Below are 19,923 nucleotides of genomic sequence, written 5' to 3' on the forward strand. Positions count from 1 at the left end.
GGGGGAACACGCTGCTGAGGATAGCGGCACTGTCGCGGCGCGTCACGTGCCTTGCTACGCGGCCGGTCACCGCCATGACCGCCCGGCGGGCGGCAGGTGCGCCTCCTCGTTGAAGCTGTCCAGGCTGACGCGCCCGGCCCCGAAGGTCAGGCGGGTGACGCTGGCGTTGCGCACCCGCCAGTTCAGGCGCAGGGCAGTGGCGTCCGGGGCGTCCAGCACGCGGGCGAGCGTCAGGCCGATCACGCCGCCGCTCGTGAACACCGCCACGCGGCTCCCGCCGGGTAGGGCCAGCGTGTCCGCCAGGGCCGCGAGGACCCGCGCGCGGAACGCCGCCCACGTCTCCACGTCCGGGTGGGTCAGGGTGCCCGCCTGCCATGCGGCCGCCACCGTCTCCAGCAGCGCCTGAAAGGTGCGGTTGCGCGCCTGGGGATCACTGGCGCGGAAGGCGGCGACCTGCGCGGCGAACGCCTCGTTCCGCGCGGCCAGCAGCGGCGCCAGCGTACGGATCAGGCCGTCCCCGTCGAACTCGGCCAGCCGGGCGTCCTGCACGGCGGCAGGCCAGCCGCTCGCCTGTTCGGCCGCCAGCTCCGCGCTGCGCCGCTGCCGCACGAGCGGACCGTGCAGGACGTGCGTGGGCACCCAGCCCTCAGCCCCGAACGCCGCGCCGACCGCGCGGGCCTGCGTCTCACCCAGCGGGGACAGCCGGTCGGTGTCCGCCTCGAACGGCGTGGCCTGCCCGTGGCGGATCAGGCGCAGTTCACTCACGCGCGTCCTGCGTCCGGATCAGCTCCCAGGCGCGGCGCATCAGCCACGCGGCCTGCTTGGCCAGCGGCGCGAACCGCGGATCCTGCGTCTGCCCCAGGCGGTAGCGCGCGAAGATCTGAATGACGATCACCGCGAGCTTGAAGTGCCCCAGCACCTCGAACCACGGCAGGGCGTCCGCCACGCGCCGCCCGCTGCGGGCCTCGTAGCGGGCCACGAGCGCGTCGCGGTCCGGGAAGCCCGGCGCGGCCGCCCCGACGCGGTTGGGCGCGCCGCCGGGCAGTTCCGGCATCGTCCAGTACGTCAGGGTCAGGCCCAGGTCCACCAGCGGGTCGCCCAGCGTGGTCATCTCCCAGTCCAGCAGCGCCACCACGCGGCCCGGGTCACGGGGGTCGAGCATCAGGTTGTCCAGCTTGAAGTCGTTGTGCACCAGCGCATGCGCCGTCTCATTGGGCGTGTGCGCCTCCAGCCACGCGATCACCAGTTCGTCGCGCAGCTCGGCGGGCGGGGGCAGGTCCCCGGTGTCTTTCAGCGCTTCGCGCGCGCGGCGCCAGCGGCCCGCCCAGCCGTCCACCTGACGGCGGTTGAAGCCCTCGGGTTTCCCCAGGTCGCGCAGGCCCGCCGCGTCGATATCCACCGCGTGCAGGTCGGCCAGCGTGTCGATCAAGGCTGCGCCCAGCCGCTCCGGGGCGCCGGGCAGCTCGCGGTACTCGGGCGGGAGGCTGGTCCGCACGACCGTCCCGCGCCGCCGCTCCATCAGGTAGAACGGGCTGCCGATCACGCCCGCGTCCTCCACGACCAGCAGCGGCTCCGGGGCCACCGGCAGCACCGGATGGATGCGCGAGAGCAGGTTCGCCTCGCGGGTCATGTCGTGCGCGCCCTTCGGGAGTGGCCCCAGCGGCGCGCGGCGCAGCACGTACTCCTGCTCGCCCAGCCGCAGCAGGTAAGTGAGGTTCGAGAAGCCGCCGGGGAACTGCAACACCTCCAGTGCGTCCACGTCGCCGGGCACCCGGCCCCGCAGAGCCTCCCGCAGCGCCTCCAGTGGCAGTTCCTCGCCGGGGCGGACAGGCGCGGCGTCCGGCGCGGTCAACGGCTCGCCTCCCCCGCCTCTGCCCCGCCTTGCTGGACGTGCAGCAGCGCCATGGCCTTGCCGCGCAGGTGTCGCATCTTCCCGATCCAGCCGTCGTAATCGGCGGCCTTGAGCTGAAATCCTTTCAGGGTGCTGGGGTGCGTGGTGATCAGGAACCCGCCTTCGCGCAGCACCTCCAGCGTCCTCGCGACCAGTTCGTCCGTCGTGATGGCCGTCTGCTGCAGCAGCGGCGCGTTCTGGATCATGGGCGTCCAGACACCTTCCGGGCACAGCGCGGCGACCTTGATGCCCCGGTCACCGTACGTGATGCTCAGCCACTCCGCGAACGCCAGCGCCGCGTGCTTGGTCACGGCGTACGGCGCGGAGTGCAGTTCCGTCAGCAGGCCCGCCGCCGACGCGGTGTTCAGCAGATACCCGTCGCCGCGTTCGAGCATGTGCGGCAGCACGTGCCGGGCCGCCCAGACGTGACTCATCACGTTCACGCGCTGGATCAGGTCCCACACGCGGTCCGGGGTGTCCGGCCCCTCGCCCACCGCGATGCCCGCGTTCGAGCAGAAGAGGTCGATACGGCCTTCATGCGCCAGCACGTCGTCGATCAGGCTCTTCACGCCCGCCTCCTGGCCCACGTCCGCCGGGATGAAGCGCGCGCCGATCGCGGCCGCCTCCTGCGCGCCCAGCTCCGCGTTGCGGTCCGACGCCACCACCGTCGCGCCCTCCTGCACGAACGCCGCCGCCAGCGCCTTCCCGATCCCCGACGCCGCGCCCGTCACCACGATCACCTTGCGTTCAAACTCCATGTCAGCCCTCCAGTGAATCCGGGAACGCGTGGCCCCCGGCAAGTTGTTCGGTCGTCTGCCGCGACAGGGCCCGCACGCGGCCCAGCCAGCGGTCATGCGAATTCGCGCGCGCCTGGAACGCCCGTACGGTCATCGGATGCGTCGTGATCAGGAACTGCCCCGACAGCAGGCCATTCACGGCCGCCTCCGCGACCTCCTCGGGCGTGATCGCCCCGGCCTGCAGGTGCGGCGCGCCCGCGATCAGGGGCGTCTGCACCCACTCCGGGCACAGCGCCGCCACGCCGATCCCCCGTTCGCCATACGTGATTGCCAGCCACTCCGCGAAGGCCAGCGCCTCATGCTTCGTCACCGCGTACGGCGCGGAATGCACCTCGGTCAGCAGGCCCGCCGCCGACACCGTCTGCAGCAGCGTGCCGCTCCCGCGCGCGAGCATGTGCGGCAGGACGTGCCGCGCGCCCCACACGTGACTCAGGACATTCACGCGCCACGACACGTCCCACAGCGCGTCGTCCGGCTCCAGGCCGTTCCCGACCGCCAGACCCGCGTTCGAGCACAGCAGGTCGACGCGGCCCTCGCGCGCCAGCACGTCGTCGATCAGGGCCTTCACCCCGGCCTCCTGCCCCACGTCAGCGGGCACGAACCGCGCACCGATCGCCGCCGCCTCACGCGCCCCGGCCTCCGCGTTCCGGTCGGACGCCACCACGACCGCGCCCTCCTGCACCAGACGCGCCGCCAGCGCCCGACCGATCCCGGACGCCGACCCCGTCACCACCGCCACCGCCTGATTCAAGTCCATGTGTACGCTCCTCGGTTCATCCCTCGGCCATCGGCACAACGAGTTGAGCCAGTCGAACCTCGACCTCGCGCGGATCGCTCAGTCTGCCCTGCGCCGTGTCCAGCACCAGGGTGAAGACGTCATCGTCTGAACCGCCCAGCAGCCAACCATTCATCGCCAGGAAGGTGTACGCCGCTGCGTACGCGGTGCGTTTGTTCCCGTCGACGAAGGCGTGATTGCGGGACAGGAAGTACAGGTACGCGGCCGCCTTGTCGGTCAGGCCGGGGTACAGTTCGACCCCGAACGCTTCCATCGCCGGTTGAGCGACCGCCGAGGCCAGCGCGCCCGCGTCCCGCAGGCCGGGCGTCCCGCCGAAATCGGCCAGTGCCTCGTCATGCAGGTCGGTGACGTCCTCCACCCTCAGATATGTCGTCACGCGTCACTCAATCGGGCCAGCAGCGCACGTTTCTCGGTCAGCAGCTTCGCCTTCGCCTCCTGAAAGAACAGCCCCCGGGCGGCGGGTTTGATGATCAGGCCGCCAGCGGACGGTTCGATCTCGATCTCGTCGCCGAATCCGTACAGTTCAAGGAGTTCCTTCGGGATGATCAGCGCCCTGGAGTTGCCGATGGTCGTGAGCTTCTTTCGCATGATCAATTATAACGGCGTTATAATCTCAGCGGCGTCCGCTGACGCCGTGGCGGCGCAGTTCTTCCTTGGCGACCGTCTCGGCGTGCACGATGTCCGGGCCGTCCGCGAGGCGCAGGGTGCGCGCCTGGGCGTACATCATCGCCAGGGGCGTGTCCTGGCTGACGCCCGCCCCGCCGAACACCTGGATGGCGCGGTCGATGACGCGCAGCGCGACGTTCGGCGCGACGACCTTGATCGCCGCGATCGGCCCGCGCGCCTCCTTGTTGCCGACGGTGTCCATCATGTGCGCGGCGTGCAGGGTCAGGAGTCGGGCCTGGTCGATCTCCATGCGGCTCGCGGCGATGGCCTCGCGGACGTGCTGGTGCCCGGTGAGGGGCTTGCCGAAGGCGGTGCGGGACGCGGCGCGCTGCACCATGAGGTCCAGGGCGCGTTCGGCCTGCCCGATCAGGCGCATGCAGTGGTGGATGCGGCCCGGCCCGAGGCGGCCCTGAGCGATCTCGAAGCCGCGCCCCTCGCCGAGCAGGAGGTTCGCGGCGGGCACGCGCACGTCCCGGAACGTCATCTGCGCGTGGCCGTGCGGCGCGTCGTCGTACCCGAACACGGTCAGCATGCGTTCCTTCGTGACGCCCGGCGCGTCCAGGGGAACGAGGATCATGCTCTGCTGGCGGTGCCGTTCGGCGTTCGGGTCAGTTTTGCCCATGAAGATGCTGATCTTGCAGCGGGGATCCCCCGCGCCGCTCGTCCACCACTTGTCGCCGTTCACGACGTACTCGTCCCCGTCGCGGGTGATGCTGGACTGGATGTTCGTCGCGTCGCTTGAGGCGACGTCGGGTTCGGTCATGGAGAACGCGCTGCGGATCTCGCCGTTCAGCAGCGGGATCAGCCACTGCTCCTGCTGCTCGGGCGTGCCGTAACGGGCCAGGACCTCCATGTTCCCGGTGTCGGGCGCGGAGCAGTTGAACACCTCGGGTGCCCACCACACGCGGCCCATGACCTCGCACAGGCCCGCGTACTCCAGGTTCGACAGGCCCGGCCCGAACGTGCCGTCCGGATCACTGGCGGGCGGCAGGAACAGGTTCCACAGGCCCTCGGCGCGCGCTTTGGGCTTCAGCTCGTCGATGATCGGGAGGTGCTCCCAGCGGTTCCCCGCGTCGATCTGCCGGGCGACCTCGGCCTCGTTGGGGTAGATGTGGGCGTCCATGAACGCGGTGAGGCGCGCGTGCAGGTCACGGGCGCGGGGGGACACGTCGAACATCGTCATAGGGGGACCTCCTCGGGGGTCAGGGGGCGGAAGCTGGCCTCGTCACCGTCGATGCCCAGCAGGAAGTCTCGGTAGCCCCGCCCGGACTCGCCGCGCAGGATCAGGCCCAGCGACATCAGACCGTCCAGGACCGCCTCGGCGCGCTCCAGCAGCTCCGGGTCGGGGTCCTCGGCGAGTTGCCGGGCCAGCCGGGCGTCCTCGTCGAACAGTGGGCGGTACGGGTCGAAGGCGGGCGAGGCGACGAAGGTGCCCGCCACGGCGAACATCTCCGTGTCGGTGACGGTCAGGGTGCCGAGCACCTCGCCCGTCGTGGGGCGTTCCAGGGTGTAGCGGCTGCCGATCTTCATGGCACGTCCGCGCGGACGATGGTGCCCAGCGCCGTGGCAACGAGTTTCTCCTGGCCGTCCTGCGCGGCGTAGAGGTCGCAGCGGGTCACAGCCTGCCGTTTCCCGGCGCTCAGGACGCTGCCGCGCCCGATCAGGGTGTCGCCCTGCGCGGGCCGCAGAAAGTTGATCTTGAACTCGCTCGTCAGGACGCTGGGACCCAGCGCGGCGGCCCCCATGAACGTCAGGGTGATATCCGCCAGGGTCGCCTGGAGGCCACCGTGCGCGAAGCCGTGATGCTGCGTCAGGTCGGGCCGCAGCGCGAGGCTCACCTCGACCCCTTCGGGCGTGAAGCGGGTCGCGCGGGCGCCCACGAGGGTGCTGAACGGCTGGGCGTCCAGCACACCCTGCGCCATGGCGAGCATGTCGGCGGGGGCAGTCGTCACAGGTACACCCGGAAGACGCTCTCGGCGGTGCAGGCGGGCTTGTCGGCCCCTTCGATCTCGATGGTGTTGGCGACCGTGATCTGCACGAACCCCTGGCCCGGCTCGGCGGACTGGAGGACGGCGCGGTTGCGCAGGCGTGACCCGGCGCGGACGGGCGTGATGAAGCGCACGCGGTTCAGGCCGTAGTTGACAGTCAGGCGCGCGCCGTCGATGTGTGGGGCACCGCCGTGGGTCATGAACTCCCCGGCCAGCAGCGACAGGGTCAGGAAGCCGTGGGCGATGGTGCCGCCGAACGGTCCCTGCGCGGCCTTCTCCTGGTCCACGTGAATGAACTGGTGGTCGCCGGTGGCGTGCGCGAAGGCGTCGATGCGGGTCTGGTCGACGGTGATCCAGTCGGACAGCGCGACTTCCTGCCCGACGTGCGCGGCCAGCTCGTCAGGCCGGATTCCGGCGGGCGCGGTCATACCACGCCAGCGCCGCCGTCCACGGCGATGTTCTGGCCGGTCATGTAGGCGCTGGCGTCGCTGGACAGCAGCAGCGCGAGGCCCTTGAGGTCCTGGTCAGTGCCGAGGCGGTGCATGGGCGTGGATTCCAGGATGGACTGCTCGCCGTACGCCAGGGTGCCCTTGGTCATCTTGGTGGGGAAGTAGCCGGGGCAGATGCTGTTCACGGTGACGCCCTTGTCGGCCATCTCGGCGGCCAGCGCGCGGGTGAAGTTCACGACGGCGCCCTTGCTGGTGTTGTACGCGACGGTGGGGGACATGCGGGGGTCGTTGCCCTGCAGCCCGGCGACGGACGCGACGTTCACGATGCGGCCCTTCCCGGCGGGGAGCATGCAGCGTTTCAGGACGCTCTGGGTGATGAGGAACAGGCCGTTCACGTTGACGTTCATGACCTTCATCCACGCGTCCAGGGGGTGGTCGACGGTGGGGGCGCCCCAGGTGGCCCCGGCGTTGTTCACGAGGATGTCGATCGGGCCGACCTCGGCGTGAATCTGCTCGATCAGGGGGTCGATGGTGTCGAAGGCGCCCAGGTCGTTGGGGTACACGTGCGCGGTGATGCCCAGACCCTGAAGGTGGGTTTTCGCCTCGTCGAGTTCGTGGGCCTTGCGGGCGGTCAGGACGACGGTCGCGCCGTACTCGCCGAGGGCTTCGGCGATCTGGAGGCCGAGGCCGCGGCTGCCGCCGGTGATGAGGGCGACCTTGCCGGTCAGGTTGAACAGGTCTTTCAGGGCCATGCGGGGTGAACCTCCGGGTGAGGGGACGTGCGGGGGGGGTTGAGGCCACCAGCATAGGCAGAAATGTACGTGAACGTCAATTTTGAACGCGAACGGACGCTGTGGGCGGGAGCGGTGTCACGGCCGGGGGTCAGGGCCGCCAGTCCAGCGTCGCCTCACGCGCGGCCCGCAGGCCCGCCACGTCCAGTTCCGCCCGCAGGCGGTAGCGTCCCGCCGGGAGGCCGTCCAGCACCGGCAGGAACGGCGCGGCGAGCAAGACCTCGCCCGGCCACAGGATGACTGGCGGACCGCCCGCGCACGCCTCGTCGTCCCGCAGGACCGTCACGTCCCGCCCCCGCGCATCCAGCACCCGCAACCGCACCACGAAGCAGTCCCAGTCGAGACGCAGCGGCCAGCGTCCGGTGTTCACGACGCGCACGTCGGCCGCCAGTGCCCCCCGCGCCGGGGAGGTGGGGCGCACGAAGACACTCAAGCGGGACTCGCGGGCCACCTCCCCGGCCGTGACCGTGACCCCGTCCGGACCGACCGCCGCTGACCCGGGCGACACCACCACCCGGTTCAGGAGGGGGTCGAGCCGCCCAGCGCCGTTCAGAGTGCGCTGGGCGTCCAGCAGCCGCTCCAGCGTGAACGCCGCCGGACGGACCTGGGTGACACCGGTCCGCGCGGCCTCGCGGGCCTCCCCACCTAGAGCCCCGCCCAGCGCGTCGGCCAGGGCACGCACGGGGGGCTGCCCCGGCCCGGCCCACAGCAGCGTCAGGCGCAGGCGGCCCGCGTGCACGTCCACGGCCGCGCCTGCGAACCCCGGAAAGCGGGACGCGAGGGCCGCCCAGTCCGGCGGCACGTCACTCCGGGCCTGCGCGCCCGGGTCAGTCGGGAGACACAGGCCGGTCAGGAGGATCAGGGCGTGCAGACGTCGCATGGTCACAGTGTCTCCGATCCGGCGTCCGGGGAAGTGCAGAGGTGCCCAGACCCGGCGCTCTGTTCTCTGTCAGAAGTCCCGCTCCGTGGACCGCATCCAAGGTTAAGGCATCTCTCATTTCGCGTCCCAGACGACTTTCCACCTGCATACCACCTCGTGAAAGCTCCCGGTGATGACCGGCGCGGCAGCATGAACACGTGAACGGACGCCGTGAATCCACGCAGGGCCTGCTGACGGTGGCGGCCATTCTGCTCAGCAGCGCGCTGAACTACGCGTTCACGCTGCTGCTGGGCCGCTGGCTGGACGCCGCGCAGTACGGGGCGTTCGCGTCGTTCACGTCGCTGTTCATGCTGTCGGCGGCGCTGCCGATCGCGTTCCAGCAGGCCACGTCCCGCCGCGCGCAGGGCGCGAACACCGCCGCGGCGCTGCGCGCCGGTGGGCTACTGGGCGCGGCGCTGCTGCTGCTCTCGCCACTGGCGGGCCTGCTGGGGTTGCAGCCCGCGTGGGTGGCCGCGTTCGCGCTGACCGTGCCACCGCTGGCGCTGCTGGGCGCGTGGCGCGGCGCGGCCCAGCGGGACGGCCGGGCCGCCGCGTTCGGCCTGAGCCTGCTGGCCGAGCACGGCCTGAAGATCGCGCTGACGGCGCCGCTGCTGCTGGTCCTGCCGGGCGCGGCGGCGGCGGTCGCGGCGACACTGCTGGGCATGCTGCTGGCGCTGCCGCTGGTCCGGCCCCGCCCGGCCCCTGGCGCGGCGGCCCCGGCCGCGGGGGCGGAAGGCAAGCGGCTGCTGGCGCTGGTCGCCGCCGCGCAGAGCGGGCTGCTGTACGGGGACGTGCTGCTGGCCGGGGCGCTGCTCGCCCCCGGTGACGCCGGGGCGTTCGCGGCGGCGGCGACCCTGGCGCGCGTGGTGTTCTTCGCCGGGTGGGCGGTGCAGGTCGCGGCGTTCCCGCTCGTGGCCCGCCGCGCCGCCGCCGGGGAGCCGCTGCGGCCCCTGCTGCTGGGTGCGCTGGGCGCGACGCTGCTCGTGGCGGGCGTCCCGGCGGCGCTGCTGGCGCTCGCGCCGGAGCTGTGCGCCCGCGTGGCGTTCGGCGGGGCGCTGCCGGGCGCGGCGGCGCTGCTGCCCGGCGCGGCGCTGGGCACCCTGGCGCTGACGGTGGCGGGCACGGCGCTCAATCATCTGCTCGCGTCGGGCGGGCGCGGCGCGCAGCTGCTGGCGGCGCGGGCGTACCTGCTGTCCGGCGCGGCGCTGATGCTGCTGGCCCTGGCGTCCGGTCATCAGGCCGCGCATCTGACGTTTCTCGCGGCGGTCGGCAAGGGTACGCTCCTGCTGAGCGCCGCGTCTCTCCTCATCCCTCACCCCTGGAGGTTCACCCGTGTCGTACCCCGCGTTTGAGCAGTGGCGTGACGTGCCACTGCCCCGAGTCACCCTGAGTATCGTCGTGCCCGCCTACAACGAGTCCGAGCGGATCCTGCCGACCGTGGCGGCGTTCGCGGTGGCGGTCAGCGCTACCGGCGAGCCGTGGGAACTGATCGTCAGTGACGACGGCAGCCGCGACGGGACCGCCGATCTGGTCGGGGCGCTGCCGTGGGCGAACCTGCGGGTGCTGCGGCACACGAACACCGGTAAGGGCGGCGCGGTGCGCCGGGGCGTCCGCGCGGCGCGCGGGGACCTGATCCTGTTCGCGGACGCGGACAACAGCACGCCCATCGAGGAACTGCCGCGCCTGATCGCGGCGGTCCGCGCCGGGGCGCACGTCGCGATCGGGTCGCGGGCCGCCGAGGGCGCCGAGGAGGTCGGCAAGAGCCCCCTGCGGCGCCTGGTGTCGGGGGGCCTGCGGCGCGTGACGCGGCTGCTGACCGGCGTGACGGCCGAGGACACCCAGTGCGGCTTCAAGCTGTTCCGGGGCGAGGTGGCCCGCGACCTGTTCCGGCGCGGGGTGCTCGACGGGTTCTCCTTCGACCTGGAACTGCTGTACCTCGCGGCGCGTGACGGTCTGCGGGTCGTGGAGGTCCCGGTCCGCTGGGTGGACGCCCCGGACAGCAAGGTGGACCCCGTGAAGGATTCCGTGAAGTTCCTCAAGGACGTGCTGATGCTGCGCCGCCTGCATGGCAGCGGCCACCCGCGCGCGGACGGGCTGCACCTGGCGGTCGTCACGGCGTACCCGCCGGGGCGGCGCAGCCTGAACGAGTACGGCCTGCACCTGTCGCGGGTCCTGGCGGACAAGCCCGAGGTGGGGCACATGACCATCCTGGCCGACCGGCTGCCAGATGGGCAGGAGGCCGCCGACGCCCCGAACGTGCGGCGCGTGTGGGACTTCAACGATCCCCTGTCGGCGCTGCGGGTGCTGCTGGCGCTGCGCCGCGCGCGGCCCGACGCGGTGATCTTCAACCTGCAGATGGCGAGCTTCGGGGACCGGCGCGTCCCGGCGGCGCTGGGGTTGCTGACGCCCGCCCTGGCGCGCGCGTTCGGGACGCCCAGCGTGACGCTGCTGCACAACCTGTTCGAGACGGTGGACCTGGACCGCGCGGGTTTCGGCGGGAACGCGCTGAAGGTGAAGGTGACGCGGGCGTTCGGGCGGCTGTTCACGCGGGCGCTGCTCGGCTCGAATCTCGTGGCGACGACCCTGCCGCGCTACGTGAAGCTGCTGCGCGACGAGTATGGCGCGCAGAACGTGTTCCTGGCGCCGCACGGGACGTTCCAGCTGCCCCTGCCGCCGCAGCCGTTCCCGGAGGTGCCGACCGTGATGACCTTCGGGAAGTTCGGGACGTACAAGCGCGTGGAGGTGCTCATCGAGGCGCACCGGGAGCTGCTCACGCGGGATCCGCGCGCGCGGCTGGTGATCGCCGGGAGCGACACGCCGAACGCGCCGGGGTACCTGGCGGGCGTGCAGGCGCAGTTCGCGGACGTGCCGAACATCACCTTCACCGGCTACGTGGCCGAGGAGGACGTGCCGCGCGTGTTCAGTGACTGCACGGTGGTGGCCTTCCCGTACAACGCCACGACCGGCAGCAGCGGCGTGCTGCATCAGGCCGGGGAATTCGGGCGTGGGGCGGTCATGCCGAACATCGGGGACCTCGCGGACCTGATCCAGGACGAGGGCTACCGCGCCGAATTCTTCGAACCCGAGGACCCGCAGTCCCTGGCGGACGCGCTGTGGCGGGTGCTGAGCGACCCGCGTCAGGCGGCGGCCCTGGGCGACGCGAACTGGCGGGTGGCGTCCAGCCTGCCCCTCTCCGACGTGGCAGACTGGTATCTGCTTCATATTGAAGACCTCACGGGCACCGCGCCCGGTCCCTCACCCCGCGCCCAGGAGGCCCAGGCATGACCCGTCCCCCCACCACCCTCGACATCCTGGTGCGCCGCGACGCGGACGACCTGCACCTGTCGCTCAGCGGTCGCCTGGACGCGCATCAGGTGCCCGGGTTCCTCGCGGCGGCCGAACCGCTCGCGGCGCGCACGACCCTGGACCTGGGCGGCGTGACGTTCATGGATTCCAGCGGGCTGGCGGCGCTGGTGCGGCTGGTCCGCACGGCGCGCGCCGCCGGGCAGGACCTCGGGATCGTGAACATTCAGGACGGCGTGCGGCTGGCCATGGAGATCACGGGCCTGTACGCCGTGCTGCCGATCCGCTGAGCGCGGCCATGGACGTGACTGCGCCCGACCCGTTCACAGAACTCCTCGATCAGGTCGCGGACCTGAGTGACCAGCTGGTGTTCCTGCAGCGCCTGATCCCGCAGGCGCTGGCCCTGACCGACGAGGCGCAGGCGACCGGACTGGTGCAGCAGGCGGCGGCGCTGATCAACACGCCGGGCGCCGCGCTGCACGTGCGGGGCGAGTGGCTGGGCGAGACGCCGGGCTGGCTGCGGGGCGTGCAGCCGCCCGGTCACGCGGCGGTCCTCCCGGCGGGCGCGGTGCATACCGGCGCGCCGTTCTGCGGGGCGTGGCGGCTGACGGCCGTGCTGGCGGTGCCGCTGGAGCAGGGGTGGCTGGCGCTGTGGGGCAAGCGGGACTTCCAGGCGGGCGAGCGGGAGCTGATCAGCACGCTGGCGCAGCTACTCGACGCGGCGCTGCGGGCCATGCAGGGGCGGCGCGAGGCGGCCCGGTACGCGATGCAGGAACGCGACCGGCGGCAGGCGCAGGCGGTGTGGCGCGCGGTGACGCCCGAGGCGCTGAGCACGCCGCCCGGGTATCACCTGCACCTGCATTCGCAGCCGGCCAGTGATTTCGGCGGGGATTTCCAGTTTCAGGAGGCCGAGTGGATCGTGGCGGGCGACGTGAGCGGCAAGGGCCTGCCGGCGGCGATCATCACGGCGATGTTCGCGTCGGCGTTCACGGTCGCGGCGCGGTCGGCGTCGCTGAACAGCACGCTGGGCGAGGCCCTGCACGATCACCTGGAACGCTCGGGGGCGTTCTGCACGCTCGCGGCGATGCAGGTGCGGCCCGACGGGCAGCTGCGCGTGCTGAACATCGGGCATCCGCCGGTGCTGCTGCGCCGCGCCGACGGGCGCCTGGAGGAGGTGCGGGCGTCGGCGCCGCCGCTGGGGACCTTCCCGCTGCTGCACGTGGACGTCGAGCGGGTGTGGCTGCATCCGGGCGACGCGCTGCTGGTGTACAGCGACGGTCTGTTCGAGGCCGAGGACGCCTCGGGCGTGCCGTTCGGCCTGGAGCGCACGCGGCAGCTCGCGTCGGAGGTGGCGCCCACCGCGTTCATCCGGCAGGCGGTGGCGGGCCTGCGCGGCTTCGAGGTGGGCGACGACCTGACGCTGCTCGTGCTGCAGCGGGACCCGGCGGCGCGCGGGGTGCAGCGGCGCCTGCCGGGCGACCTGCAGGCCCTGGCGACCCTCAGCGAGGCGCTGCGCGAGGCGGTGCCGCCGGACCACCCGGCGCTGATGCCGGCGGAACTGGCGATCACGGAACTGTTCGTGAACGCGGTGCGGCACGGCGGGGCGCGCGAGGTGACGCTGCGGGCGCACACCTCCGGCGCGGACATTCTGGTGACCCTGATGGACGACGGGTCACCGTTCGATCCACGCAGCGCCGCGCCGCAGGAGGGCGGGGAGCTGCGCGAGCACGGGTACGGGCTGCTGATCGCGCAGCGCTGCGCGCGGGAATGGCATTATGCTCGCAAGGCACAGTTCAACCGCCAGACGCTGCGACTGCGCGCACCCGACCTCTCCGCCCTCATCTGACCACGCCTGAAAGGATGCTGCCCCCGATGCCCCTGACCTACACCGTGAACGGCCCTGAACTGATCCTCTCCGGACGCCTGGACGCCCAGAACGCCCTGGATTTACGCGCCGCGCTCGCGGAGCACGCCGGGCAGACCGGTGACCTGCGCGTGGACATGGCGGACGTGCCGTTCATGGACAGCAGCGCCCTCGCGGCGCTGGTCAGCGCCCTGAAGGACCGGCGCCGCGAGGGCCGGTCGCTGCGCCTGACCCGCGCGAGTCCGGCGGTGCATGAACTGATGTCCCTGACCATGCTGGGCCGGGTCTTCGGTCTGGAGGATCCCAGGTGACGCGGCACCTGCCGGCGAACGTGACCCTGTTCGGGCACGTGCCGTCCAAGCACGTCCTGATCGTGGAGGACGCGCCGGGCATGCGGCTGCTGGTGCGGCACATCCTGCAGCAGGGTGGGCACAAGCCGCTGGAGGCCGAATCGGTCGAGGCGGCCTTCGGTGAGCTGTCGCGCGGCCCGGTGGACGTGATCGTCACGGACCTGATGCTGCCGGGCCGCTCCGGGCTGGACCTGCTGCGGGACCTGCGGGACCTGCCGGACGCGCCGCCGGTGATCGTCCTGACCGGCAGCGGCGAGGAGGTGCTGCGCGAGCAGGCCCTGAGCCTGGGGGCGCGCAGCGTCCTGTTCAAACCCTTCAGCCGGTACGAGCTGCTGGACGCCGTGTTCGCCGCCGGGATGGGCGGCTGACCGGAAGGCGGGTCGCCTTGACCCTGACGGGTCGGCTGACCCGGCTCCTGCGGCCGCGCCCCGGCTGGGCGCGTTCCGCTTGGCCGCCGCTCGTCTGGTCGCGGCCTGACGTCGCGCCGCCCGGGTCACCGGCTGGACCACCCGGTGGTCCAGCCGGTGACCCGGCGGGCGGGCCGGTGGAGCCACATCCCGGCGCGCGGCCCAGCCTGACCCTGCCGGGCGCGCTGCTGCCGCCGGGCGAGGACGAGCGGGCCGGGGGGCGGCTGCTGGCCTTCGCGCTGCTGCTGATGCTGGTCCTGCACGGCACGCAACTGATCAGCGGGTCGTTCACCCGCACCTACGACGCGCTGATTCACGTGTACTTCGGCGCGCACTACGCGAAGTCGTTCTTCGACCCGTGGGAGGCCGGGTGGTACACCGGGTTCTCGCTGACGTCGTACCCGCCGCTCAGTCACTACCTGATCGCGCTGCTGAGTGTCCCGCTGGGCCTGATGGGCGCGTTCGCCGCCACGCAGATCCTGGCGCTGACGGGCCTGACGGTCGGCATGTACCGCTTCGGGAAGGTGTTTGTCACGGCCCGCGCGGCCGGGTACGGCGCGGTACTGCTGGTCCTGTCGAGCGCCATCGCGGAGACCGTGCAGGTCTTCGGGCAGCTGCCCACCACCCTCAGCCTGGGGCTGCTGCTGAACGCCATTCCGTTCGCGGTGCGCTGGGTGCGGACCGGGCAGAAGACGTACCTGATCCGCGCGGCCATGTGGACGGCTGCGACCACCGCGGCGCACCACGTCACCACGCTGTTCGGCAGCGTGTTCTTCATCGCGCCGGTGCTGCTGGCCGTGGTGCTCGAGAGTGCCTCGCGGCCCCGCCCGGCCGAGGGCACGGGCAGCTGGTGGCGGGTCTGGCGGCGCCTCTACCGGGTGGCGCCGCGCGTGTACCGCGGCGGCCTGTACGGCGTGTCCGCCATCATGGCGCTGGTGCTGGTCGTGCTGCCCTACTGGCTCTGGAGCCGCGCCGATCCGATCACGCAGGTCCCGATCCCGCACGGCAGCCGCGCGAACTTCCTGGAACGGCGCGACTTCGGGTTCATGTTCTGGCTGGTGCCGTGGGCGACGCTGCTGCCCATCTACTGGGACGCGGTGCGGCGCGGCCTGTTCACGCACCGGGGGCTGCCCCGCTGGCCGATCATGGCCAGCATCCTGCTGCTGAGCCTGCTGGGTACCGGCGGCACGACGCCCATCCCGAAGGCGCTGCTGCGCGGCGCGTTCGACATCCTGACGCTGGACCGCTTCACGTTCTGGGCCTGCATGCTGATCCTGCCGCTGGCCGGTCTGGTCATCGAGTCGTGGCGGCACGGGGCGTGGCGGGTGTTCGTGCAGGCCCGCCTCGGCGCGCGGGTGCATCACGCGCTGGGCCTGCTGTTCGTGGCGGCCGCGCTGGCCCTGTCAGTGGGCGTGAGTTCCCTGACGTACTACCGCAAGTTCCAGCCGGACCGGATCGACGTGCGGCCCATCGTGCAGTTCCTGGAATCCGGCGGACGGGACCGCTACCGGTACATGGTGCTGGGCTTCGGGGATCAGATGGCGTGGCTCAGCGCGAACACCCGCGCGACCACCCCGGACGGGAACTACCACAGCGCGCGGCGCCTGCCGGAACTGACCGCCACGCCCGTGGAGCGCCTGGAGGGCGCCAAGTACACCGGCGTGCCGGGCCTGGGCAGCCTGCGGCAGTTCATGACGACCCCCGCGAAGTACAACCTGCGCTTCATGCTCAGCAACGACGCGTTCTACGACCCGGCGCTGCACATGCTCGGCTGGGTGCGGCTGGGGACCCTGCCGGGCGGGATCATGGTGTGGGAACGCCCGGACATCCCCGAGGTGCAGCCCCGCCTGCCCCGGCGGGAACTGCCGGTCTGGCAGCGGCTGATGTGGGCGCTGCTGCCGTCCGGCGCGCCGGTCCTGGCGCTGCTGTCGCTGCTGCTGCCGGTCCGCGCGCCGCGGGGCCGCTCGCGCTGGCCGTGGGTGCGGCTGCTGGCCGAGGACAGCCTGGACCCGCCGCCGCAGCAGGGGGCGTGGTGGCACTCCTGGGTGCGGCGACTGCCGTTCCGGTCGTGGCGTACGGCCCGGCTGCGCGCCCGGCGGCGCCCCCTGGCCCAGCGGCTGCTGAACACGGGGCTGCTGCTGACGCTGGTCCTGGGCGGCGCGGCGTTCACGTACCGCAGCCTCCAGCCGCCCGAGACGCCGCAGCGGGCCGTGCTGGGCTACTGGGACGACCTGGACTTCAAACGTTTCGGCGCGGCCTACAGCTGGATTGACCCGCAGGATGGCCTGACCGAGGAACGCTGGCGGCTGGACCTGTCGGTGGTGGGGGGCCTGCGCAGCGGGTACGCGAAACTCGATTCGCTGCGCATCCTGGACGTGACGTACAGCGGTCCGCCGGAGGCGCCGGACACGGTCGCCACCGTCCGGTCGCGCCTGACGTGGTTCACGTCCCTTGGCGACGTGACCGAGGAGGTCAGTCAGGACCTGCGCCGCACCGCGCGCGGCTGGCGACTGCTGGTCTCCCCCACCCTGAATGTCCGGCCGCCGCTGCGCTTCCAGGCGGTGCCGGGCGTGCAGCTGGCCGCGCCCCCCGCCCTGGACATGCCGGTGCCGCTGCGGGTGATCAGTCGGCGGCTGGTCGCGTTCCGCGCCGCGCCGGGCGCGCCGGAGCAGGTGGCGGTGGTGGGCGAGGTGCAGAACGCGGGCCGGACCGGGGCGTCGCTGACCATCTCGGCCAGTGTCACGGACGCCAGCGGGCAGGAACTCGCCCGGAACGACGCGACCGAGACGTTCCTGCCGTGGCTGAATCCCGGCGAGCGCACCCCGTTCCTGATCACCTTCGACGGACCCGGCATGACCGTGGACGTCCGGGACGTGGCGAGCTTCGCCGTGCGGGCCAGCGGCGTGGCGACCAGCCGGAACCTCGCGCGGGACCTGAACCTGTGGCGGCGCGGCGGGGCCGTGCGGGTGGAGAACACCGGTCCCGCCGAGGCGACCCTGACGAACGTGATCGGCACGCTCGACGACGCGGGCGGCGTGGCGTGGGTGACCCGCACCTACCTGATGGAGGCGGTGCCGCCCATGCAGTCGCGCGAGGCGACCCTGCCCCTGGCGCGGCCCGGCGGGTACCGCGTGCTGCTCGGCGCGGGCGGGGGGCGCGTGACGGCCTCGCGGCTGTTCGCGCACGCCTTCCACCGGGAGGAACCGTGAGAGGCTCCCGCAGCAGGAAGTGGGGCGCGCTGCTGGCCGTGCCGGGCAGCAGGAGGCTGACCGGGCTGGTACTGGGCAGGCTGGTGCTGGCCGGACTGGTGCTGGGCGGGCTGCTGGGCGGCTGCGCGCGGCCGCCGCAGGACGACCTGCGCCTCACACCCCTGCCGACGCTGACCCTTCAGGAAGGTCGGCTGCGTGTGACGGGCGAGGGACCGCTGCGCTTGGCCTGCGACACCCCGGCCGGGCCGGTCGTGCACATGCTGGCACGGGCGGGGCAGGTGCCGGTCCCACCCGGCGCGCTGGCCTGCGAGGCGTCCCGGCCCGGTCACGCCGAGGGCCGGGTGACCGTGGCCCTCACGCCCACGCCGACACCATCAACGCCCCCGTCAGCGCCGACACCTCTGCCCCCCATCCCTGCGGCGCGCGGCACCCTGCGCGTCACCCCTGTCACCCTGCGACTGGGACAGCGCGAGGTGTGGACAGTCACCGCCGACCTGCGCGGCCCGGACGGTCGCGTGGCACCCGACGGCACGCCGGTCACGCTGAGCGCCGCCTCCGGCGCCGAGCGGCTCAGCGCGGTGCGCCTGACCGTCAACGGCGTCGCCCGCTGGCAGCTCACGCCCGGCGCGCCCGGCCCGTTCACGTTCACCGCCCGGAGTGGCGACTGGCAGGGCCGCGCCGCCGCCGTCGCCGCCACCGGGGTGCTCGGCGGGCGGCCGCGCGCGGTGTTCACCGGGCAGGTCCTGACCCTCGGGCCGCTGCGCTGGCAGGACGGCGCCCTCCCGGACGACGGAACCCCGGTGCGGCTGCGCGCCCTGACCCGCGCGGGGACCGTGGTGTGGTCCGCGGACGTGACGGTCGCCGCCGGGCAGGTCCGCGCCAAGGTGCCCCGGGTGCGCGGCGCCGTGACCCTCAGCGCGGAACTCGCGGGCAGCGAGGTGAGGTTCGCGTGGCCCTGATACGGATTCCGTTTGTTTCGCCAACAATCCGGAACTTCACCGGATTGTTGGCTCCACGTCCGGAACCCGTTTTTCTCCTTCTCGCATCCGCTCGGATTGAACGGGCTGTGCAGCCCATTCAATCGGAGTCCGTATGAGACCCAGACCGCGCGCCGGTCGGGCCACGCGCCTCAAACGGCTGGCGTTCGTGCTGCTCGTGCTGGGCAGCGTGGGCGGCGCGCTCGGCGCCCTGCTGCTGTCCGCGCAGGTCTTCGACCGCCTGAGCCGCGCCTCCGCGCAGGTGGACGCCCTGAGCCTCGCGCGGCGCCCCGCGTCGAGCGCGACCCTGAGCTGGCAGGCGCCGCCGCCCGGCACGCGCCAGCCGGACGGCGTGACGCTCGAGGACCTGCGACAGGCGTACCTGCTGGCCTTCAGTGAACTGACGTACGCGCATGGCAGCGGAGACACCACCGGCCTGCCGGGCCGTTTCGGTGGCCGCGCCTTGCAGGAGGCGGTGGCGGCCACCACGCCACGCACCGGGGCGCTCGTACTCGACTGGGGGCACCGCGCCACGCCGCTGGGGCTGCTGGACGACCGGACCTTCCAGCTGCGGGACGACCTGTGGACGCTGCGCGCCCTGCCCGGCCCGGACGGCTGGCAGGAGCCGGTGGTGCGGCGGGAGACCCGCTCGGTGACCCTCCAGCAGAGCGGCGGGGTGTGGCGGGTCACGCACTGGCGCGTCACCGACTGGCGCGCCCCGCAGGCGCGTCCCGCGACGCCGCTCGCGCTGCGCGGCTGGCGCGCCGTGACCTTCCAGGACTGGAGCGACTGGACGCGGGACGAGTGGACGGCCACGCTGCGGCGCGTCCGGCAGGCCGGGCTGGGCCCGGTGGCGCTGGCCATGCCGGACGCGCCGACGCTGAACACCGGACGCGCCCTGGGCCTGGGCGTGCGGCTGGCCCGGCAGTCCGGGCTGGACGTCGTCGTGACCTTCGACACGCCCCTGACGCTGGCGTCCCTGCCGTCCCGGGTCACGGCGGCGGCGCAGGCGCGCGGCGCGCTCGCCCTGCTGCCCGGCCCGCTGCCAGACAGCTCGCTGAACACTGCCCGGGCGCTCGGGATCCTGCGGGCCGCGCAGCCCCTGCCGCTCGTCACGGGGGGCGCACCCGTCCGGACCGACGTCGCGGCGCTGATCGCCGGGACGCTCACCGACGCCCCCCCGGTCGGCCCGTCCGCGCCCGGCGTGGCGTTCCGCCTCCCGGCGCCCCCACGGCTGCCATGGAAGCAGGCCGCGTTCCTGGAGGCCGCGTCGGCCCTGCCCGACCGGGGCTGGCTCGCGCCCAGCCTGGACGCCCTGACCGACACCAGCGGGACGCTCACGCCGCTGGGCCGCGCGCTCCTGCGACGCTGAACGCGGGAGCGCGCGGCCGCTCAGAGCAGCATGCATACAGGATGAAAATGACTCGCCTGCGACTTGGACACGTTCCGTTGTCCCCTCTCCCCTGTGGGACTCGTAGAGCTGCGCAGCAGAGAGGGAGGGAGGAGCGAAGCGACG

At 72.8% G+C, this 19,923-nt stretch carries 21 protein-coding genes; 9 read left to right on the forward strand and 12 right to left on the reverse strand.

Annotated features, from left to right (window positions below):
* Positions 1-66: 66 nt before the first annotated feature.
* The 12 genes from DEIGR_RS15930 to DEIGR_RS15985 all read right to left on the reverse strand — a co-directional run bounded on the left by DEIGR_RS15930 (position 67) and on the right by DEIGR_RS15985 (position 8,258).
* Positions 67-765: a histidine phosphatase family protein gene (locus DEIGR_RS15930; RefSeq protein ID WP_058978954.1), complete on the reverse strand. Its 699-nt coding sequence runs from the start codon at positions 763-765 to the stop codon at positions 67-69.
* Positions 758-1,852, reverse strand: coding sequence for a phosphotransferase family protein (locus tag DEIGR_RS15935; RefSeq protein ID WP_058978956.1), 1,095 nt, complete (start codon positions 1,850-1,852; stop codon positions 758-760). Before DEIGR_RS15935 ends, DEIGR_RS15930 begins: the two co-directional genes overlap by 8 nt.
* Positions 1,849-2,649, reverse strand: coding sequence for an SDR family oxidoreductase (locus DEIGR_RS15940; RefSeq protein ID WP_058978958.1), 801 nt, complete (start codon positions 2,647-2,649; stop codon positions 1,849-1,851). The genes DEIGR_RS15935 and DEIGR_RS15940 overlap by 4 nt, the downstream gene beginning before the upstream one ends.
* 1 nt (position 2,650) lies before the next feature.
* Positions 2,651-3,445 carry an SDR family NAD(P)-dependent oxidoreductase gene (locus tag DEIGR_RS15945; protein WP_058978960.1) on the reverse strand — a complete coding sequence of 265 codons (795 nt, stop codon included), beginning with the start codon at positions 3,443-3,445 and terminating at the stop codon, positions 2,651-2,653.
* A gap of 16 nt (positions 3,446-3,461) precedes the next feature.
* Positions 3,462-3,860 carry a type II toxin-antitoxin system death-on-curing family toxin gene (locus DEIGR_RS15950; RefSeq protein WP_083524215.1) on the reverse strand — a complete coding sequence of 133 codons (399 nt, stop codon included), beginning with the start codon at positions 3,858-3,860 and terminating at the stop codon, positions 3,462-3,464.
* Positions 3,857-4,072 carry an AbrB/MazE/SpoVT family DNA-binding domain-containing protein gene (locus tag DEIGR_RS15955; RefSeq protein ID WP_058978961.1) on the reverse strand — a complete coding sequence of 72 codons (216 nt, stop codon included), beginning with the start codon at positions 4,070-4,072 and terminating at the stop codon, positions 3,857-3,859. Before DEIGR_RS15955 ends, DEIGR_RS15950 begins: the two co-directional genes overlap by 4 nt.
* Before the next feature lie 25 nt (positions 4,073-4,097).
* A complete protein-coding gene (locus DEIGR_RS15960) occupies positions 4,098-5,333 on the reverse strand; it encodes an acyl-CoA dehydrogenase family protein (protein ID WP_058978963.1) in 1,236 nt (411 codons plus the stop codon).
* Entirely contained in the window at positions 5,330-5,680 is a 351-nt protein-coding gene (locus tag DEIGR_RS15965; protein WP_058978964.1) for a hypothetical protein, read from the reverse strand. The genes DEIGR_RS15960 and DEIGR_RS15965 overlap by 4 nt, the downstream gene beginning before the upstream one ends.
* Positions 5,677-6,102 carry a PaaI family thioesterase gene (locus DEIGR_RS15970; RefSeq protein ID WP_236704905.1) on the reverse strand — a complete coding sequence of 142 codons (426 nt, stop codon included), beginning with the start codon at positions 6,100-6,102 and terminating at the stop codon, positions 5,677-5,679. Before DEIGR_RS15970 ends, DEIGR_RS15965 begins: the two co-directional genes overlap by 4 nt.
* Positions 6,099-6,566, reverse strand: coding sequence for a MaoC family dehydratase (locus tag DEIGR_RS15975; RefSeq protein WP_058978968.1), 468 nt, complete (start codon positions 6,564-6,566; stop codon positions 6,099-6,101). Before DEIGR_RS15975 ends, DEIGR_RS15970 begins: the two co-directional genes overlap by 4 nt.
* Positions 6,563-7,339, reverse strand: a complete 777-nt coding sequence (locus tag DEIGR_RS15980; RefSeq protein WP_058978970.1) for an SDR family oxidoreductase — start codon at positions 7,337-7,339, stop codon at positions 6,563-6,565. Before DEIGR_RS15980 ends, DEIGR_RS15975 begins: the two co-directional genes overlap by 4 nt.
* Before the next feature lie 130 nt (positions 7,340-7,469).
* Positions 7,470-8,258, reverse strand: coding sequence for a hypothetical protein (locus DEIGR_RS15985; RefSeq protein ID WP_058978972.1), 789 nt, complete (start codon positions 8,256-8,258; stop codon positions 7,470-7,472).
* A 197-nt stretch (positions 8,259-8,455) separates the two neighbouring features.
* Between DEIGR_RS15985 and DEIGR_RS15990 the strand changes: the two genes are divergently transcribed.
* From DEIGR_RS15990 to DEIGR_RS16030, 9 genes are all read left to right on the forward strand, one after another.
* Positions 8,456-9,649 (forward strand): hypothetical protein, encoded by a 1,194-nt coding sequence (locus DEIGR_RS15990; RefSeq protein ID WP_058978973.1) that lies wholly within the window; start codon positions 8,456-8,458, stop codon positions 9,647-9,649.
* Positions 9,630-11,582: a glycosyltransferase gene (locus DEIGR_RS19845; RefSeq protein ID WP_083524216.1), complete on the forward strand. Its 1,953-nt coding sequence runs from the start codon at positions 9,630-9,632 to the stop codon at positions 11,580-11,582. Before DEIGR_RS15990 ends, DEIGR_RS19845 begins: the two co-directional genes overlap by 20 nt.
* Positions 11,579-11,890, forward strand: a complete 312-nt coding sequence (locus DEIGR_RS16000; RefSeq protein ID WP_058978975.1) for an STAS domain-containing protein — start codon at positions 11,579-11,581, stop codon at positions 11,888-11,890. The genes DEIGR_RS19845 and DEIGR_RS16000 overlap by 4 nt, the downstream gene beginning before the upstream one ends.
* Before the next feature lie 8 nt (positions 11,891-11,898).
* Entirely contained in the window at positions 11,899-13,446 is a 1,548-nt protein-coding gene (locus DEIGR_RS16005; protein ID WP_058978977.1) for an ATP-binding SpoIIE family protein phosphatase, read from the forward strand.
* 26 nt (positions 13,447-13,472) lie between these two features.
* Positions 13,473-13,775 carry an STAS domain-containing protein gene (locus tag DEIGR_RS16010; protein WP_058978979.1) on the forward strand — a complete coding sequence of 101 codons (303 nt, stop codon included), beginning with the start codon at positions 13,473-13,475 and terminating at the stop codon, positions 13,773-13,775.
* Positions 13,772-14,182: a response regulator gene (locus DEIGR_RS16015; protein WP_058978981.1), complete on the forward strand. Its 411-nt coding sequence runs from the start codon at positions 13,772-13,774 to the stop codon at positions 14,180-14,182. The genes DEIGR_RS16010 and DEIGR_RS16015 overlap by 4 nt, the downstream gene beginning before the upstream one ends.
* A 176-nt stretch (positions 14,183-14,358) precedes the next feature.
* A complete protein-coding gene (locus DEIGR_RS16020; protein WP_058978983.1) occupies positions 14,359-17,430 on the forward strand; it encodes a 6-pyruvoyl-tetrahydropterin synthase-related protein in 3,072 nt (1,023 codons plus the stop codon).
* Positions 17,427-18,389 carry a hypothetical protein gene (locus DEIGR_RS16025; RefSeq protein WP_153013879.1) on the forward strand — a complete coding sequence of 321 codons (963 nt, stop codon included), beginning with the start codon at positions 17,427-17,429 and terminating at the stop codon, positions 18,387-18,389. The genes DEIGR_RS16020 and DEIGR_RS16025 overlap by 4 nt, the downstream gene beginning before the upstream one ends.
* Positions 18,390-18,522: 133 nt before the next feature.
* The gene (locus DEIGR_RS16030; protein ID WP_058978986.1) at positions 18,523-19,779 is read left to right on the forward strand and encodes a hypothetical protein; all 1,257 of its coding nucleotides are present in this window, start codon (positions 18,523-18,525) and stop codon (positions 19,777-19,779) included.
* The last annotated feature ends 144 nt before the right edge of the window (positions 19,780-19,923 follow it).

It is taken from the genome of Deinococcus grandis, assembly GCF_001485435.1.
Classification (GTDB): Bacteria; Deinococcota; Deinococci; order Deinococcales; family Deinococcaceae; genus Deinococcus; species Deinococcus grandis.

Bases quoted from the DNA above. Each gene is read 5' to 3' on its own strand.
- DEIGR_RS16000 (WP_058978975.1), top strand. From the start codon at position 11,579: ATGACCCGTCCCCCCACCACCCTCGACATCCTGGTGCGCCGCGACGCG.
- DEIGR_RS15955 (WP_058978961.1), bottom strand. From the start codon at position 4,072: ATGCGAAAGAAGCTCACGACCATCGGCAACTCCAGGGCGCTGATCATC.
- DEIGR_RS15980 (WP_058978970.1), bottom strand. From the start codon at position 7,339: ATGGCCCTGAAAGACCTGTTCAACCTGACCGGCAAGGTCGCCCTCATC.
- DEIGR_RS15940 (WP_058978958.1), bottom strand. From the start codon at position 2,649: ATGGAGTTTGAACGCAAGGTGATCGTGGTGACGGGCGCGGCGTCGGGG.
- DEIGR_RS16030 (WP_058978986.1), top strand. From the start codon at position 18,523: ATGAGACCCAGACCGCGCGCCGGTCGGGCCACGCGCCTCAAACGGCTG.
- DEIGR_RS15945 (WP_058978960.1), bottom strand. From the start codon at position 3,445: ATGGACTTGAATCAGGCGGTGGCGGTGGTGACGGGGTCGGCGTCCGGG.
- DEIGR_RS15960 (WP_058978963.1), bottom strand. From the start codon at position 5,333: ATGACGATGTTCGACGTGTCCCCCCGCGCCCGTGACCTGCACGCGCGC.
- DEIGR_RS16005 (WP_058978977.1), top strand. From the start codon at position 11,899: ATGGACGTGACTGCGCCCGACCCGTTCACAGAACTCCTCGATCAGGTC.
- DEIGR_RS15965 (WP_058978964.1), bottom strand. From the start codon at position 5,680: ATGAAGATCGGCAGCCGCTACACCCTGGAACGCCCCACGACGGGCGAG.
- DEIGR_RS15985 (WP_058978972.1), bottom strand. From the start codon at position 8,258: ATGCGACGTCTGCACGCCCTGATCCTCCTGACCGGCCTGTGTCTCCCG.
- DEIGR_RS16010 (WP_058978979.1), top strand. From the start codon at position 13,473: ATGCCCCTGACCTACACCGTGAACGGCCCTGAACTGATCCTCTCCGGA.
- DEIGR_RS15975 (WP_058978968.1), bottom strand. From the start codon at position 6,566: ATGACCGCGCCCGCCGGAATCCGGCCTGACGAGCTGGCCGCGCACGTC.